At 71.3% G+C, this 15,759-nt stretch carries 9 protein-coding genes; 7 read left to right on the plus strand and 2 right to left on the minus strand.

Annotated features, from left to right (window positions below; translation table 11 throughout):
- Positions 1-6 precede the first annotated feature (6 nt).
- Genes FCI23_RS02120 through FCI23_RS02125 form a run of 3 tightly spaced genes read left to right on the plus strand, consistent with a single transcriptional unit; the run spans position 7 to position 2,356 of the window.
- On the plus strand, positions 7-1,299 hold the full coding sequence (locus FCI23_RS02120; protein WP_136721662.1) for a carbohydrate ABC transporter permease: 1,293 nt from the start codon (positions 7-9) through the stop codon (positions 1,297-1,299).
- Positions 1,296-1,439: a hypothetical protein gene (locus FCI23_RS56110; protein WP_169316660.1), complete on the plus strand. Its 144-nt coding sequence runs from the start codon at positions 1,296-1,298 to the stop codon at positions 1,437-1,439. Before FCI23_RS02120 ends, FCI23_RS56110 begins: the two co-directional genes overlap by 4 nt.
- The gene (locus FCI23_RS02125) at positions 1,436-2,356 is read left to right on the plus strand and encodes a carbohydrate ABC transporter permease (RefSeq protein WP_136721663.1); all 921 of its coding nucleotides are present in this window, start codon (positions 1,436-1,438) and stop codon (positions 2,354-2,356) included. Before FCI23_RS56110 ends, FCI23_RS02125 begins: the two co-directional genes overlap by 4 nt.
- 103 nt (positions 2,357-2,459) lie before the next feature.
- Here the strand turns inward: FCI23_RS02125 and FCI23_RS02130 are convergent, their stop codons facing one another.
- Positions 2,460-3,110: a TetR/AcrR family transcriptional regulator gene (locus FCI23_RS02130; protein WP_246143211.1), complete on the minus strand. Its 651-nt coding sequence runs from the start codon at positions 3,108-3,110 to the stop codon at positions 2,460-2,462.
- A gap of 71 nt (positions 3,111-3,181) precedes the next feature.
- On the opposite strand from FCI23_RS02130, the gene FCI23_RS02135 reads away from it, so the two are divergent.
- Positions 3,182-5,452, plus strand: a complete 2,271-nt coding sequence (locus tag FCI23_RS02135; RefSeq protein WP_136721664.1) for a bifunctional glycosyltransferase/CDP-glycerol:glycerophosphate glycerophosphotransferase — start codon at positions 3,182-3,184, stop codon at positions 5,450-5,452.
- 216 nt (positions 5,453-5,668) lie between these two features.
- Here FCI23_RS02135 and FCI23_RS02140 read toward each other — a convergent pair whose 3' ends face one another.
- The gene (locus tag FCI23_RS02140) at positions 5,669-7,972 is read right to left on the minus strand and encodes a bifunctional glycosyltransferase/CDP-glycerol:glycerophosphate glycerophosphotransferase (protein ID WP_136721665.1); all 2,304 of its coding nucleotides are present in this window, start codon (positions 7,970-7,972) and stop codon (positions 5,669-5,671) included.
- Positions 7,973-8,071: 99 nt separating this feature from the next.
- On the opposite strand from FCI23_RS02140, the gene FCI23_RS02145 reads away from it, so the two are divergent.
- The 3 genes from FCI23_RS02145 (at position 8,072) to FCI23_RS58115 (ending at position 15,738) form a co-directional block, all read left to right on the plus strand.
- Positions 8,072-11,605 carry a bifunctional glycosyltransferase/CDP-glycerol:glycerophosphate glycerophosphotransferase gene (locus FCI23_RS02145; protein WP_136721666.1) on the plus strand — a complete coding sequence of 1,178 codons (3,534 nt, stop codon included), beginning with the start codon at positions 8,072-8,074 and terminating at the stop codon, positions 11,603-11,605.
- An 81-nt stretch (positions 11,606-11,686) separates the two neighbouring features.
- Positions 11,687-13,954 carry a bifunctional glycosyltransferase/CDP-glycerol:glycerophosphate glycerophosphotransferase gene (locus FCI23_RS02150; protein WP_136721667.1) on the plus strand — a complete coding sequence of 756 codons (2,268 nt, stop codon included), beginning with the start codon at positions 11,687-11,689 and terminating at the stop codon, positions 13,952-13,954.
- 119 nt (positions 13,955-14,073) lie between these two features.
- Complete coding sequence (locus FCI23_RS58115; RefSeq protein WP_211265174.1) at positions 14,074-15,738, plus strand: hypothetical protein; 1,665 nt, start codon at positions 14,074-14,076, stop codon at positions 15,736-15,738.
- Positions 15,739-15,759: the final 21 nt, after the last annotated feature.

Below are 15,759 nucleotides of genomic sequence, written 5' to 3' on the forward strand. Positions count from 1 at the left end.
GCCGCGATGGCCTCGACGCTGACGCGGACCCGTCCCTGGGTGGCCGCGCTCTTCCTGCTGCCCGCGCTGGCCCTGCTGGGCGCGCTCGTGGTGTACCCGATCGGGTTCACGATCTGGCGCAGCCTGTACGACGCCGCCGGCTCGGGCTTCGTGGGCCTGAAGAACTACGGCTCGGTGTTCACCGACCGCAGCACCCTGACCGCCGTGAAGAACAACGCCATCTGGGTGGCGGTGGCCCCGGCGGTGGCCACCGCCCTCGGGCTGATCTTTGCGGTGCTCACCGAGCGGGTCCGCTGGGGTACCGCGTTCAAGCTGATCGTCTTCATGCCGATGGCGATCTCGATGCTGGCGGCCGGAATCATCTTCCGGCTGGTCTACGAGCACGACCCGGGCCGCGGTGTCGCCAACGCCGTCATCGTGGGCGTCCATGACACCTTCGCCAAGGCATCGGCCTACCCGGGCGCCCGCCCCCGGCCCGGCGGGGATCTGGCGGCGACGGCCGGCGGGTCGTACACCGCCAAGTCCAGCGTCCGGGCGGGCGTCGCGGCCGGCCTGCCGCTGATCGGCATCCCGGCGACCAAGCTGCCGGCGGGCACCCAGGACGCCAGGGCCGCGCCCGCCGGCCCTGGGGTGACCGGCACCGTATGGCTGGACTTCAAGCCGGGCGGGGGCGGTCGGACCGGGGTGGTCGATCCGGGTGAGAAGGCGCTGAAGGGGGTGAAGGTCGAGGCCGTCAAGAACGGCAGGGTCGTCGCCAGCGCGAAGTCCGCCGCCGACGGCACCTTCGCCCTCCCCGCCGTAGCCGACGGCGCCCGGCTGCGGCTGCCCGCCTCGAACTTCGCGGAACAGTACGGCGGCATCGACTGGCTCGGCCCGAGCCTCGTCACCCCGGCCATCATCGGCGCGTACGTCTGGATGTGGGCCGGCTTCGCGATGGTGCTGATCGCGGCCGGGCTGGCGGGGCTGCCGCGCGAACTCCTCGAAGCGGCGCGGGTGGACGGCGCGAACGAGTGGCAGGTGTTCCGGAAGGTCACGGTGCCGCTGCTGGCACCCGTGCTGGCGGTCGTGCTCGTCACGCTGATGATCAACGTACTGAAGATCTTCGATCTCGTGTACATCATCGCGCTCGGCCCGTCCATGTCGGACGCCAACGTCCTTGCCCTGCAGATGTATCTGTCGTCCTTCGGCGGCAACAACGACCAGGGCGTCGGCAGCGCGATCGGCGTGCTCCTGCTGCTGCTCGTACTCCCGGTCCTGGTCTTCAACATCCGCCGCATGCGAAGGGAGCGCCGCCGATGACGCGTACTCGCCGCCGAGGCGGTTCGAACGTGCCCCGGCTGCCCGGCACCCGGCCGCCCAGAGCCATCGCCGACGCCCGGCGCGGCGCTGCCGCCACCAGCGCTGCCGCGGGCGGCGCGACCAACGGGAGGGCACGATGACCTCGCTGACACCGAGCGCCACCGCCGAACCGGCCGGCATCTCCGGCGCCCCGGCCACCAAGCCCCGGGAGTCCTTGGCCACCCGGCTCGCGGGGCGGGCCGCGGGCGGGGCGCTGCGCGTCTTCCTCCTGCTGGTCGCGCTGTTCTGGCTGGTGCCGACCATCGGCCTGCTGTTCTCCTCGCTGCGCAGTCCGACGGACATCGCGGCCAGCGGCTGGTGGAAGGTCTTCAGCGCGCCCTCGCAGCTGACCTTCACCAACTACCGGGAGCTGCTGGGCAATAACGCGGTGACCAGCTCCCTGTTCAACACCGTGCTGATCACCGTGCCGACCACGGTTCTGGTGGTTGTCATCGGCTCGCTCGCCGGATACGCCTTCGCCTGGATGGACTTCCGGGGCCGCGACTGGTGGTTCCTGGTCGTCGTCGGCCTGCTGGTGGTGCCGATCCAGGTCGCGCTGATCCCGGTGGCGAGGCTCTTCGGCAAGATCGGGATCTTCGGCGACATCACAGGTGTCGTGCTCTTCCACACGGCCTTCGGCCTGCCGTTCGCGATCTTCCTTCTCCGGAACTTCTTCGCCGAGATCCCCCGCGAGCTGCTGGAGGCCGCGCGTCTCGACGGCGCGGGCGAGCTACGGCTGTTCGCGACCGTCATCATGCCGCTGGGCGGCCCGGCGATCGCCTCGCTCGGCATCTTCCAGTTCCTGTGGGTGTGGAACGACATGCTGGTGGCCCTGATCTTCGCCAACGCCGACTCCCAGCCGATCACGGTTGCCCTGCAACAACAGGTCCGACAGTTCGGCAACAACATCGATGTGCTCGCGCCGGGCGCGTTCGTCTCGATGGTGATCCCGCTGGCCGTCTTCTTCGCGTTCCAACGACAGTTCGTCTCGGGGGTGATGGCCGGCGCGGTGAAGTGACGCCGTTATCGCCGGCCCGGGGTCGATGGCCGGCCGGGTTTCCGCCGGGCGCGGGCACGTAGGTGACAAGCCTTAGGCCACTGGGCACCGGGGCGGCACTGCCTCACCGGCAGAGGCTGCGCTCGGCGGTCATCATCAGCGTCTTGGCGACCCTGTCGACGGACAGAGCTCGGCCGGTGTACAGCAGGTCGAAACTGTCGAAGCTCGTCAGCAGCCAGAGCAGGTCGGCGGCCTGGTCGGCGGTGACGTCCGGACGCAACATGCCCTGATCGGCCACTCGCTGCACACGGTGGGCCATTCCGCTGGACCGGCCTTGCTCCATCCGCTGGATCGCCCCGCCAACGGCGGCGGCGTCGAGCAGTGCCATCGAGGACAGCACTCGGAGCACGTCCCGATGGGACGCGTACATCTCGACGATGCCCCGGATCTCGTCACGCAGGCCCTCGCACGCATCCGGGTGGGCCGCCGCTTGGAGTATGCGTTCGAACCCGCCGCGCTGCAGGAGATCCGCGCCTACCGCCTCGAACAGCCCCGCGCGCGAGCCGAAGACCACATACACGGTGGCGCGCGCCTCGCGAGCCATCTGTGCGATGCGGTCGATGCTGACCGGCTCCGACGGAGCCTCGCGCAGCCGCTCCGTTGGCGACTCATTTTGTAGGCGGGAAAGGGCCTGCGGCTTCCACACCGTAACCAGATGGCCGTTCACGCCGTTGCCCGGATATAACGGGCACAGGCCGCGTACGTAGCAGCTCATCCGATAACCGGTCACGCGCCCGCGAGACATGACATGACACGCGTCCGTCCGCGCCGACCTCTGGATGTGCCTTGCCCCGGTTCAGCATCATCGTGCCCGCCTACAAAGTGCAGGCCTACCTGTACGAATGCATGGAGTCGGTCCTCGCCCAGTCCTTCTCCGACTTCGAACTGATCGCCGTCAACGACTGCTCACCCGACAGCAGCGGCGAGATCCTCGACGAGTTCGCCGACCGCGACAGCCGGGTCAGCGCTGTCCACCTGCCGGAGAACGTCGGCCTCGGGCGCGCCCGGAACGCCGGGATGGCCCGCGCCACCGGCGACTACGTGCTGTTCCTCGACAGCGACGACACCCTCGCCCCCGGCTCGCTGCAGGCCATCGCCGACCGGCTGAAGGAGACGGCCGAGCCGGACATCCTCATCTACGACTACGACCGCGCCCACTGGAACGGCCGTACCGTCCGCAATCGGCGCGCCGATCTGCTCGTCCAGCACGACCCGCAGGTCTTCACCCTCGCCGACCGCCCCGATCTGCTGAGACTGCTGCAGGTCGTCTGGAACAAGGCCTACCGCCGGGATTTCATCGAGCAGCGCGGCTTCAGCTTCCCGCCCGGCTACTACGAAGACACCCCCTGGACCTATCCGACGCTGATCGCCGCCCGCTCCCTCACGGTGCTGGACCGGGTCTGTGTGCACTACCGGCAGCGCCGCCAGGGCAACATCCTGGGGACCACCAGCCGGAAGCACTTCGACGTCTTCGAGCAGTACGACCGGGTCTTCGCCTTCCTCGACGGCCCGTCGGTGCCCGCCTCCTGGCGGCCGGTGATCTTCCGCCGGATGCTCGACCACTTCACCACCATCTACCGGACCCCCGGCCGGCTGCCGCGCCGGACCCGCGCCGAGTTCTTCCGGCGCAGCCGGGCGTACTACCGCCGCTACCGGCCCGCCGGCGCAGCCGCAGCCGTCACGGGGTCGCGCCGCACCCGGCTGCGCTATCTGCTGCTCGGGCTCGGAGTCCGCCGCACCTTCGACGCCCTCGACCGTGTCCTGCGGACCCGCACCCGGCTGCGGCGGTGCGGCCGCCGGGCGTATGTCAGGCTCCGCGCCGGTGTGCTCCAGCTCCACTACCGCGTCCAGCGGCACCGGCGGCTCGACCCGAACCTCGCGGTCTTCGCCGCCTACTGGGAGCGCGGCTACGCCTGCAATCCGGCCGCCATCGAGGCCGCCGTCCGGAAATTCGCCCCGCACATCCGCACCGCCTGGATCACCACGCCCAAGTACGCGCACACCCTGCCGTCCGGTGTCCGGCGGCTGCACCCGGGCTCGTCGGCCTACTGGACGGCGCTGGCCCGGGCCACGTACCTCGTCAACAACGTGAACTTCCCGCACCGCTATCGCAAACGGCCCGGCCAGACCAATCTCCACACCCACCACGGCACCCCCCTCAAGCACATGGGCCTGGATCTCCAGGACCACCCGGCGGCCGCCCTTGACATGGACTTCCGCCGCCTGCTCGGCCACGTCGACCGCTGGGACTACAGCCTCTCCGCCAACCGCCACTCCACCCTGGTCTGGGAGCGCGCCTACCCCGCCGGCTTCACCAGCCTCGAATACGGCTACCCGCGCAACGACATCTTCCAGACCGCCGACGCCGACGACGTGCTCCGCATCCGCACCCGGCTCGGTATCCCCGACGGCGCCACCGCCGTCCTCTACGCCCCGACCCACCGCGACTACCAGCGCGGCTTCGTCCCGCCCGTGGACCTGGAGCGGCTGGCCCGTGAGCTGGGCCCCGGGTATGTGATTCTGGTGCGCGCGCACTATCTGCACAACGCCAAGGCGGCGCTGCCCGAGTCCGTCATCGACGTCTGCGCCCACCCGTCGGTGGAGGAGCTCTGCCTCGCCTCGGACGTCCTGCTCACGGACTACTCGTCGGTCATGTTCGACTACGCCAACCTCGACCGGCCCATCGTCATCCACGCCGAGGACTGGACCGCCTACCGCGCCGCCCGTGGCGTCTACTTCGACCTCCCCGCCGAACCCCCGGGGCTCGTGGCCCGCACCCAGGACGAGCTCATCGACATCCTCGCCACCGATGCCTGGCGCGGCCCCCGCTCCACCGAACTCCGCGCCGCTTTCCGCTCCCGCTTCTGCGCCCTCGACGACGGGCACGCCGCCGAACGCGTCGTCCGCCACCTCTTCCTCGGCCAGCACTCCCCCCTCCCCGCCCTCGTCCCCCTCGTCCCCCTTGAATCCCGCCACCCCGCCCCCGCCCCCACGCACGCCCTCCTACTGGCTGCCGCCGGCCCCGACGTCCCGGCGCCTACCGCCTGCAGGCGGTAGGCGCCGCGCCGGGTTACTGCCGGTTGACCACCGCCGAGCCGCCCCGCTTCGGCTGACGCCGGTCGCGGCGGGATGCAGTGCCCGGCGATGCACTGAGCAAGCGCAGTCGGGCAGCTCCCATCAAGCCCCACGGTGCCGGGCACCTCCGCACCCCGCCGCGTCCAGCGGGGCAGGCCGCAGCCCCCTGAAGGCACCGGTTCACGGCGCCGGGCAACCCTATTCCGCCGCGTCCGGCAGGACGGAGACGGCGTGGTCCGGCGGTGGCGAACCGGCCGGAGCCACCTGGCGCGGCGACGGCGCGACCGTGCGTTCGGGCAGCGGGAGGACGGGGAGGAGGCCGGGCTCGCCGAGGAGCACCCGGCGGACGATCCGCTCGGCGGCGCGGCCGTCGTCGTAGGGGCAGAAGCGGGAGCGGAAGGCAGCCCGGAGCGCGGTGGGGGCGGGGGCGTCCCAGGCGCCGGAGCGGAAGGCGGCGGCGATACCGGCCTCGTCCTCCAGGACGAGGCCGGGGGGCTCTGCGGTGAGGTCGAAGTACACGCCTCGGGCGGCACGGTAGGTGTCCCAGTCTGCGGCGTGGACGAGGATGGGGCGGTCCAGGTTGGCGTAGTCGAACATCAGCGATGAGTAGTCGGTGAGGAGGGCGTCCGAGGCGAGGCACAGCTCCTCGACCGAGGGATGTGCGGAGACGTCAAGGACGCCCTCGGGGAGCCCGGCGGTGCGTGCGGCCCCGTAGAAGTAGTGGGCGCGCAGCAGGATGACATGGCCGGGGCCGAGTTCGCGGGCCAGCCGCGCCAGGTCCAGTGGTGGGACGAAGTCGCGCTGGTAGTCGCGGTGGGTGGGGGCGTAGAGGATCGCGATGCTGCCGGGCTGGATGCCGAGCGCGGCGCGGAGCCGCCGGACGTCGTCGGCGGTCGCGGCGAAAAAGGCGTCGTTGCGCGGGTAGCCGGCCGGGAGGGTCTCGTAGTCGCTGGGGTAGACACGCTCCCAGATCTCGGTGGAGTGCTGGTTGGCGGAGACGCTGAAGTCCCATTGGTCGGCGTGGCCGAGGAGCCGGGTGAAGCTGATGCTTTTGCCGGCGGCGGGGTGGGCGCGGAGGTCCATGCCCATGTGCTTGAGGGGGGTGCCGTGGTGGGTCTGGAGGTACACCTGTTCGGGACGCTTGATCACCTCGCCGGTGAAGTTGGCATTGTTGACCAGGTACTTGGCGCGGGCCAGGACCTCCCAGTAGCGCCGCGAGTTGACCTCGACGCAGTCGACGCCTTCCGGGACGGCCTCCCGGTCCTTGCGATTGACGACCCATACGCCGTGCAGGTGCGGCGCGAGTTCGCGCGCCTTGCGGTAGACGGCGGCCGGATTGCAGGAGACGCCGCGGTTCCAGTACGCCCCATAGACGACGAGGTTCTCGTCAACCGGCCGCCTCAGCTGTGTCCGGTAGTACTGGGCGTACGCCTTGCGCGCGGCGGTGTTCTTACGGCCGCCCAGCGTGCGCGCCGCCTTGGCGCCGAGCTCCAGCGCCCGGTAGGCGCCGTACGAACCGGCCACGGCCGTACGCAGGCGTACGCCCTCCGGGCCTGGCGGGGCGGCATACCCGGGCGGCCGGTGCCGGCGCAGGCTGCGGGCGGCTTCCCGGAAGAACTCCGCCCGGTCGGCGGGGGCGATACGGCGGGGGTCGTCCAGGACCTCCAGCAGGCGGTCGGCCATGGCGCGGTAGACAACCGCGTGCGCGGTGCCGACGAGGGAAGCGTGCCCGGGGCCGGGACCGGTGGTCTGCCCCGGCCCGGCGGCATCGGCCCGTCCGGCGTTTGAGGACGAGGGCGCCGCAGCGCCCGGCCCCGGGCCCAGCGCCGCGAACACCTCGTCGTACCGGGCGAGCACCGCGAAGTGCTGCCGCCCCGGCGTCGTGGTGAAGCTGCCGCGCCGCCGCTCCCGCCAGATGACGCAGACCCGGTCCAGACAGGCGACACGCCCGGGAGCGGCGGCCAGCAGCATGTCGTAGGCGAGCGGCAGGTCCTCGTAGGGGCCGTCGCCGAATCCGGGGAGGAGCTGCCAGAAGTCGCGGCGGACGGCGCGGTTCCAGGCGGCGGGGAAGGCTGCGAAGGGGCCGGAGAGCGACAGCTCGTCGTCCCTGGGGCTGACGCGCTCCCAGATGTCGGCGCGTTCGTGGCCGAAGAGGAGGACTTCGGGGTCGCCGCTCTCGCGCAGTCGCGCGTCGATGGCGGCGAGGGCGCCGGGGGCGAGGAGATCGTCGCCGTCGAGGAAGAGCAGGTAGTCGCCGTCGGCATGGGCGGCACCGGCGTTGCGGGCGGGGCCTGGACCGCCGGTGCGGGGGAGGTGCAGCGGGCGGAGCCGGGCGTCGCGGGCGGCGAGCTCATCGATGATGGCGCCGCTCGCGTCGGGGGAGCAGTCATCGACAGCGAGGAGCTCCAGATCGCCGTACGACTGATCGAGGACCGACTCCAGACAGACCCGCAGAAAGCCCTGCACCTTGTGCGCGGGCACGACGACGCTGAACCGTGGCATGCACTCAGCGTAGGCATGGCTCCACTCAGCGCACCCTCCCCGTCACCCAAACTGATTACCTGAAGTGACCGGGAGGGTCCTGGTGAGTTGAACCACAACATGACGCCCCGTCTCACTGTCGTCGTGCCCGTATACAACGTCGAGCATTATCTGGAGGAGTGCCTGGACTCGGTGGCCGGGCAGACCCTGCCCGACCTCGATGTCGTCATGGTCGACGACGGCTCGACGGACTCCGGCCCGGCCATCGCACAGATGTTCGCAGACCGTGATCCGCGCTTCCGTCTCGTACGGCAGCCCAACGGCGGCCTCGGCCACGCCCGCAACACCGGCGCACGGCACGCGGACCCGCGCACCCGGTACCTCGCCTTCCTGGACAGCGACGACGTCCTGCCGCCGTACGCCTACGAAAAACTGACCGCCCTCCTCGACGAATCCGGCTCGGACTTCGCCACCGGCAACGTCTACCGCCTCACCACCGAGGGGCGCAGCCAGGCCTGGCAGCACCAGCACATGCGCCGGACCGTGCGGGGCACCCACATCACGCGCGACCTCACCCTCCTCGCCGACCGGGTCGCCTGGAACAAGGTCTTCCGCCGCAGCTTCTGGGACCGCCACCGGCTCGCCTTCCCCGAGGGCGTGCTCTACGAGGACACCCCGCTCACCATCCCGGCCCACTTCCTCGCCGAGGCCGTGGACGTAACTCACGAGCACGTCTACTACTGGCGGATCCGGGAGGGGTCCATCACCCGCCGCCGCACCGATGTGAAGGGCGTACGGGACCGGATCGCGGCCGTCGACTCCGTCAGCCGCTTCCTCGCCGACCCCGCCCGCACCCAGTGGACCGCCCACAAGAGGGACTACGACCGGTCCGTCCTCACCGACGACCTGCTGTACTTCATCGGTGCCCTGCCCATGGCGGGAACGGAGTACCGCGAGGTCTTCATGGACCGCTGCCGCGACTTCCTCACCCGCGTGGACCCCGGGCTCTATCCGGAACTGCCGGTCGACCTGCGCGTCAAATGGCACCTCATCGTCAAGAACCGGCTCGACGACCTCCTCACCGTCCTGCGCCACGAGGAGCGCAACAACTCCGGCTTCTCCGTCACCGGCCCGCCGCTGCGCAAACGCGCCGTCCTGCCCCGCCCGGACGGCACCGCCATCCCGCTCCCGGCGGCCGCCACCCGGCTCACCCGCCAGGACTTCCCGGTCCGCGCCCGCGTGCGGGAGGCCGTCTGGCGGGACGGGAAGCTCGTCCTCAGCGGCTACGCCTACATCCGCAATCTCGATGTGGACCACAAGGGCGCCTCCCGGCGCACCGCGCTGCTGGTCTCCGGCCACCGCCGGGCCATGCTGCTCCCCGTGACGACCGTCCGCGCCCCCGACGCCACCCTCAACTCCCGCCAGGAGCAGCACTGCTACGACTGGTCCGGCTTCGAGATCGCCATCAACCCCCGGCGGCTGCGACCCGGCCGCTGGCGCCTCGGCATCCTCCTCGCCACCTCCGGCGTCGTCCGCAAGGCGGCCCTGCGTCCCGCCGACTCCGGCTCCGGCGCCTCCCCGGCCGCGTACGACCTGGGAAACGGCATGCGCGCGGTCCCCTGGTTCAAGTCCGACCGCCTGCACCTGTCCGTCGAGCCCGTACCCCGCCGCCTCGCCGGGCACCGTGCCGGGCCCGAGGAGGGCATGGTCGAGCTGACGCTCGCTCCCCGCGACGGCGGGCCGACGGACGGGCAGGCCGCGGTGGCCCTGCGGGTGACCCACCATCCCACCGGAACCGTCCTCGACCATCCCCTGGAGGACGGCCGCACCGCCCGCCTCCGCCTGGCGGACCTCGCCGCCGCCCGGCCGGCTCTCGGCGCGGGCCCCAAGGAGATCCCCGCCGAGGACACCGAGACCTGGGAGACCTCCCTGGTACTCCCCGACGGCACCACCGCCCGCATCGCCCTGGACGCCTCGCTCTCCCCCGGCCGCTACCCCCTGGGCACCGACCCCCGCCTGGGCGGCGTCCGCCGCGAACTCCTCGTCGTGACCTCCCCTTCCGGCAATCTCGTCCTCCGGGACCGCACCCCCCAGCCGGTCGCCGGCACGGTCGCCCTGGAGGCCGACGGCACCCTGCTCGTCGCGGGCGAGCTGCCCGCCGAAGGCGGCACGCTGCTGGTGCTGAGGCACAGCACCCACCGGGCCGAGGCCGCCTTCCCCGTCTCCCGCCAGGGCGACCGCTTCACCGCGCGCCTGCGCCCGGGAGCGTTGGAGTCCCTGGCCGGTACGGTGCCGCTGCGCGAGGGCCGCTGGTACCTCCACCTCCGCGCCGAAGGCTCGCCCGAGACGCCCGACGCGCCGATGCGGATCGCTCCCGGGGCGTTCCCGGCGCTGCCCCTGACCGCGACGGCCGGCGGCAAGACCTTCACCCTGGACCGGCGCTTCCACGACCGGCTGTTCCTGGAGGCCGCCCCCACGCTCCCGGAAGCGGACCGGGGCCCGTACAACCAGCGCCTCCTGCGCGAGGCGCACTACCCCGGCCACCGCGAGCGCCCCCTGCGGGACACGGTCCTGTACAGCGCCTTCGACGGCCGCCAGTACGGCGACTCGCCCCGGGCGGTCCACGAGGAGCTGGTCCGGCGGGTGGCGCCCCTGGAGCACCTCTGGGTGGTCCGGGACGGCCAGGCGGAGACGCCCCCCACCGCCCGCCCGGTCATCCTGCACAGCGCCCAGTGGTACGAGGCGCTCGCCCGCAGCCGGCACATCGTCACCAACACGCATCTCCCCGAGTGGTTCGTACGGCGCCACGGCCAGACCGTCGTGCAGACCTGGCACGGCACGCCACTCAAACGCACCGGTCACGACCTGGCCGGCACGCTCTGCGCAGACCTCACCCACATCGCCCGCCCGCCCCGCTACCCCGGCCGTCAGTGGAGCGTGCTGCTGTCGCCCAACGCCCGCAGCACGCCGCTGCTGCGGCAGGCGCTCGGCTACGACGGCCCCGTCGCCGAGACCGGTCTTCCCCGCACCGACCTGCTCCACGCCCCCGGCCTGGACCGCGAGAAGCGGGCCGCGGCCCTCCGCGACAGGCTGGCGATCCCCCCGGCCAGGAAGGTCGTCCTCTACGCTCCGACGATCCGTGACGACCAGGCCTACGACGCCGAGCACTACCGCCTGCCCGTACCCCTCCCACTGGACCTCGCGGAAGCGGAACAGGCCCTCGCCGCCGACCATGTCCTGCTGGTCCGGGCCCACCCGCTGGTCGCCGACCAGGTCCCGACGGGTACCGGCAGCCATTTCGTACGGGATGTGTCGGCGCACCCGGACACGGCCGAGCTGCTGCTCATCGCCGACGTCCTGGTCACCGACTACTCCTCCCTGGCCGCCGACTTCGCCGGCACCGGCCGGCCGATGCTCTTCCTCGCCCCCGACCTGGAGCACTTCCGGGACACCCTGCGCGGCTTCTGCCTCGACTTCGAGGCCCAGGCCCCGGGCCCACTGCTCCACACCACCGCCGAGCTGATCGGCGCGCTGCGCGACTTGGAGACCGTCGCCAGGCACAGCGCCGACGCCTACGCGGACTTCCGCACCGCCTTCTGCCATCTCGACGACGGCCGGGCGGCCGCCCGCGCCGCCGACCACATCCTGCCCTGACTGCCCTGACTGCCCTGACTGTCCCGACTGTGCCGTCCCGATCCGAACCACTCTGAACCCGCACTAGGAGTCCCAAGTCCCATGCCCCGTTTCAGCGTCATCGTCCCGGTCCACAAGGTGCAGGGCTTCCTGCGTGAGTGCCTCGACTCCGCCCTGTCCCAGTCGTTCGCGGACATCGAAGTGATCGCCGTCGACGACGCATCACCGGACCACTCGGGCCGGATCATTGACGAGTACGCCGCCCGTGACTCACGCCTCGTGCCGCTGCACCACACCGACAACCTCGGCGTGGGCCGCTCGCGCAACGACGGCGCCGAGCGCGCCACCGGCGACTACCTCCTCTTCCTCGACGGCGACGACACCATCGCGCCCGGCTCGCTGGAAGCGCTCGACACCCGGCTGAAGCAGGACGGGGACCCGGACATCCTCTACTTCGACCATGTCCGTACCTACTGGTGGGATACGACCGAGAAGAGCCTCTTCGGCGAACTGCTCGCCTCCGCCGGCACCGATGTCTTCGCCATCACCGACCGCCCGGAGTTCCTGAAGCTCTTCGCCATGACGTCCAACCGCGTCTACCGCAGGGACTTCTACCAGGACAACGGCTTCCTCTTCGACGACGGCATCTACGAGGACGCCCTCGTCTCGTACAAGACGATGCTCACCGCCACCCGTATCTCCTGCACCGACCGGGTCTGCCTCCAATACCGCCAGCGCCGCAGCGGCGCCAGCACCCGGAGCCCCGGCCGCGAGCACTTCGTCATCTTCGAGCAGTACAGCAAGCTGTTCGCGTTCCTGGGGGGCAAGGAGCACCTGGACGCGCTCCGCCCGCAGATCTTCGAGCGGGCCGCCAGCCACATCCTCTTCTGCCTCAACAACCCCGATCGCATCCCGCTCCCCCTGCGCCGGGAGTTCCTCAATCGCGCCGTCAAGTGGTATCGCGCCCACGCCCCGGCCGGCTTCGTGCCGACCGCCGAGCTCCGTCCGCTGGCGCACGGCGGCTACCTGCGGATGCGGCTGGCGGAGCGGTACCAGGCGGCGCAACGGAACGCCGCCAAGCGCAGGCGCAAGGTGCGCCAGGCCTGGTCCGGACGGGCCAAGTCGGCGTTCTACCGCTTCCAGCTGCGGCGGCCGGTGGACCCGAACCTGGCGGTGTACGCGGCCTACTGGGACCGGGGAATGCTCTGCAACCCGGCGGCGATCTACCGCAAGGCGCGGGAGCTGGCCCCGCACATCCGCGGGGTGTGGGTGGTGCGCAAGTCGGACGCCGACCGGGTGCCGGCGGGGGTCGAGTACGTCATCCCGGGCACGAAGCGGTACTGGAAGGCGATGGCGCGCGCCAAGTACCTGGTGAACAACGTCAATTTCGCCAACACGGTCATCAAGCGCCCCGGCACCATCCATGTGCAGACCCACCACGGCACCCCCCTGAAGAAGATGGGCATCGACCAGCAGCGCTACCCGGCCTCCACGAACGGTATGAGCTTCCGCAAGCTCCTGGACCGCGTGGACCGCTGGGACTTCAGCATCTCCGCCAACCCGCACTCCAGTGAGGTCTGGGAGCGGGTCTACCCCTCCTCCTTCCGGCAGCTCGAATCCGGCTATCCGCGCAATGACGTCTACTTCACGGCGGGCGCGGCCGGCGTGGACGCCGCGCGCGCGGCCCTGGGCATCACACCGCGGCAGACCGCCATCCTGTATGCCCCTACGATGCGCGACTACCAGAAGGGATATGTACCGCGTATCGACCTCGCCCGGGTGTGTCGTGAGCTGGGCCCCGACTTCGTCCTGCTGACCCGTGTCCACTACTTCCACGCCGGCGACGACACAATCCAGGAGCTGCACGACCAGGGCCTGATCATCGACGTCTCCCGGCACCCGTCGGTCGAGGAGCTCTGCCTGGCCGCGGACGCACTGGTGACCGACTACTCGTCGATCATGTTCGACTACGCCAACCTCGACCGGCCCATCGTCATCCACGCCGACGACTGGCCCGTCTACCGGGCTTCCCGGGGCGTCTACTTCGACCTCCTCTCCGGCACCCCCGGCGAGACCCCCGGCCCTGTCTCCACCTCCGACGCGCAGCTCATCGACATCTTCCGCGGCGGCTCCTGGCGCGGCACCCGCTCCAGCGAGCTGCGCGCCGCCTTCCGGACGCGCTTCTGCACCTACGACGACGGCCGCGCCGCCGAGCGCGTCGTCCGCCGCGTCTTCCTCGGCGAGCCCGGACTCATCCCCGTCACCCCCCTCGCCGACCGCACCCCCGCCCCCTCCCCCGCCGAGATCACCGGCCGGAGCCTCGTGCCCGCCCCCGGCGAGCCGACGGACCGGGAAGCAGTATCGCGTTGACGCGCCGGCAGAACCCACCGACCTCGGCTGCTAGCCCGTACGGCCCAGTAGCCGTGGCCCCGCTCACCGACCTGCTGAAGCATCGTCTGTGACGACACGACGACCGCAGGAGGGCTTCGATGCCCGGCGTGCTGACCGACCTCAGCCTGCAGACCAACGCCATCCCCGCCCGGCAACGGCCGTGGCGGCCGACGCCGTATCAGCTGATCGGCGGCGCCTTCTGGCTCGCCATGTCCGCCGCCACCTGGCATATGCCGATCGGCTCCGACTTCGGCCAGCACGCCTCGGCCATCGAGCGCGTCAAAGCCGACTGGTGGCACCCGGCCAACCCGCTCCTCGATCTCCCCGGCACCGGCAGCCCGTACTTCACGCCCTACACCGTCGGGCTGGGACTGATCGCCAAAGCCACCCGTCTCGCCGGATGGCAGGTCCTGAAGGCCTGCGGTCCGCTCAACCTCGCCCTGATCATCACCGGCATCGGCGCCTTCACCCGCACCCTCAGCACACGCCGCTGGGCACCGGTCCTCGCGCTCGTCGCATATGTACTGCTCTGGGGACCCGATTTCAAGGAGTGGAGCGGCTTTCTGGGCGCCCAGTCCATGACCCGAGGGCTCACCTATCCCAGCGCCTTCGCCATCGGCCTGACCTTCTGGTGCTGGGCCATCACCGGGCGACTCGCCCAGAGGGAGGCGGGAGTACGCGCATATAGCGCGCTCGGCCTGCTCACCGGGCTGGTGCTGCTCGTCCACCCCATCACCGCCATAGGGACCGCCATCGGCATCGGCGCCCTGGCGCTGGGCTGGCAGCGGCGCTGGACCCCGCTGGCCGTCGCGCCGGTCACCCTCGCGGTAGCGGCGCTCTGGCCGTACTTCAGTGTCTTCTCCCTGATCGGCGACCCGACGGTCGACGCGGTGCACTGGCGGCTCTACCGCGACCTGTGGGGCTGGTACGGACTGGCCCTGGCCGGACTGCCCGCGCTGCTGTGGCGGCTGCGGCGGAACCGGCTGGACCCGCTGGTGGTGATGTTCGCGCTGTGCTGCGCGGTCGCCGCGTACGGCTGGTTCAGCGGGCACTATACGTACGGCCGGATATTCGGGCTGCTACTGGTCCCGCTCCAGTTCGCCCTGGCGGTCGAACTGGCGGAGAGCAGAACCGACCTGTCCGCGGGACCGCCCTCGCGGCACTCGGCCTGGGGGTGGCTCCCGGGCTTCGGACGCTCGCGCCGGACTCCGTCCGGCGGGCCGGTGCGTCCGGAAGGCTCATGGGCCGCCGCCCCGGTGCAGCCAGCAGCCGGCCGGGTGTCGGGGACGGCGACTCCCCGGCCGCTCCTTGCCCTGTCCGCCGTGCTCGGGGCGGTCGCCGCCTACCTCGGGCTGCTCGCCCAGGGCGGGGCCCTCCTCCCCGAGCACCTCGGCCCCTTCCACTTCCAGCAATTGAACCGCTGGGCCAGTTACCGCTGGGCCGCACAACACACCCGTCCCGGGGACGTCCTGCTCACCGACGGCGACTGGTCCACCCACGTCATGCCCGCCTACGGCGTCTTCCTCATCGCACCGACCTGGCCCGACCCCTCGGTCCCCGCCGCCGTCCGCCACCAGCGCGAAGCCGACCTGCGCACCTACTTCGCCCCCTCCGCCACCCCCGCCGACCAGCGCCGCATCGCCAGCCTCTACCACGTCCGCTGGGCCATCGTCAGGCGCAGCCAGGCCACGCCCGCCGACAGCACCCTGGTCACCACCAGCTCCCGGACAGCCGAACGCCTCTACCGGCTGAGCAGCGGCTGAGCCGGTAGAGGCGGGTTGAGG

It is taken from the genome of Actinacidiphila oryziradicis, from assembly GCF_005047355.1.
GTDB classification, from domain to species: domain Bacteria; phylum Actinomycetota; class Actinomycetes; order Streptomycetales; family Streptomycetaceae; genus Actinacidiphila; species Actinacidiphila oryziradicis.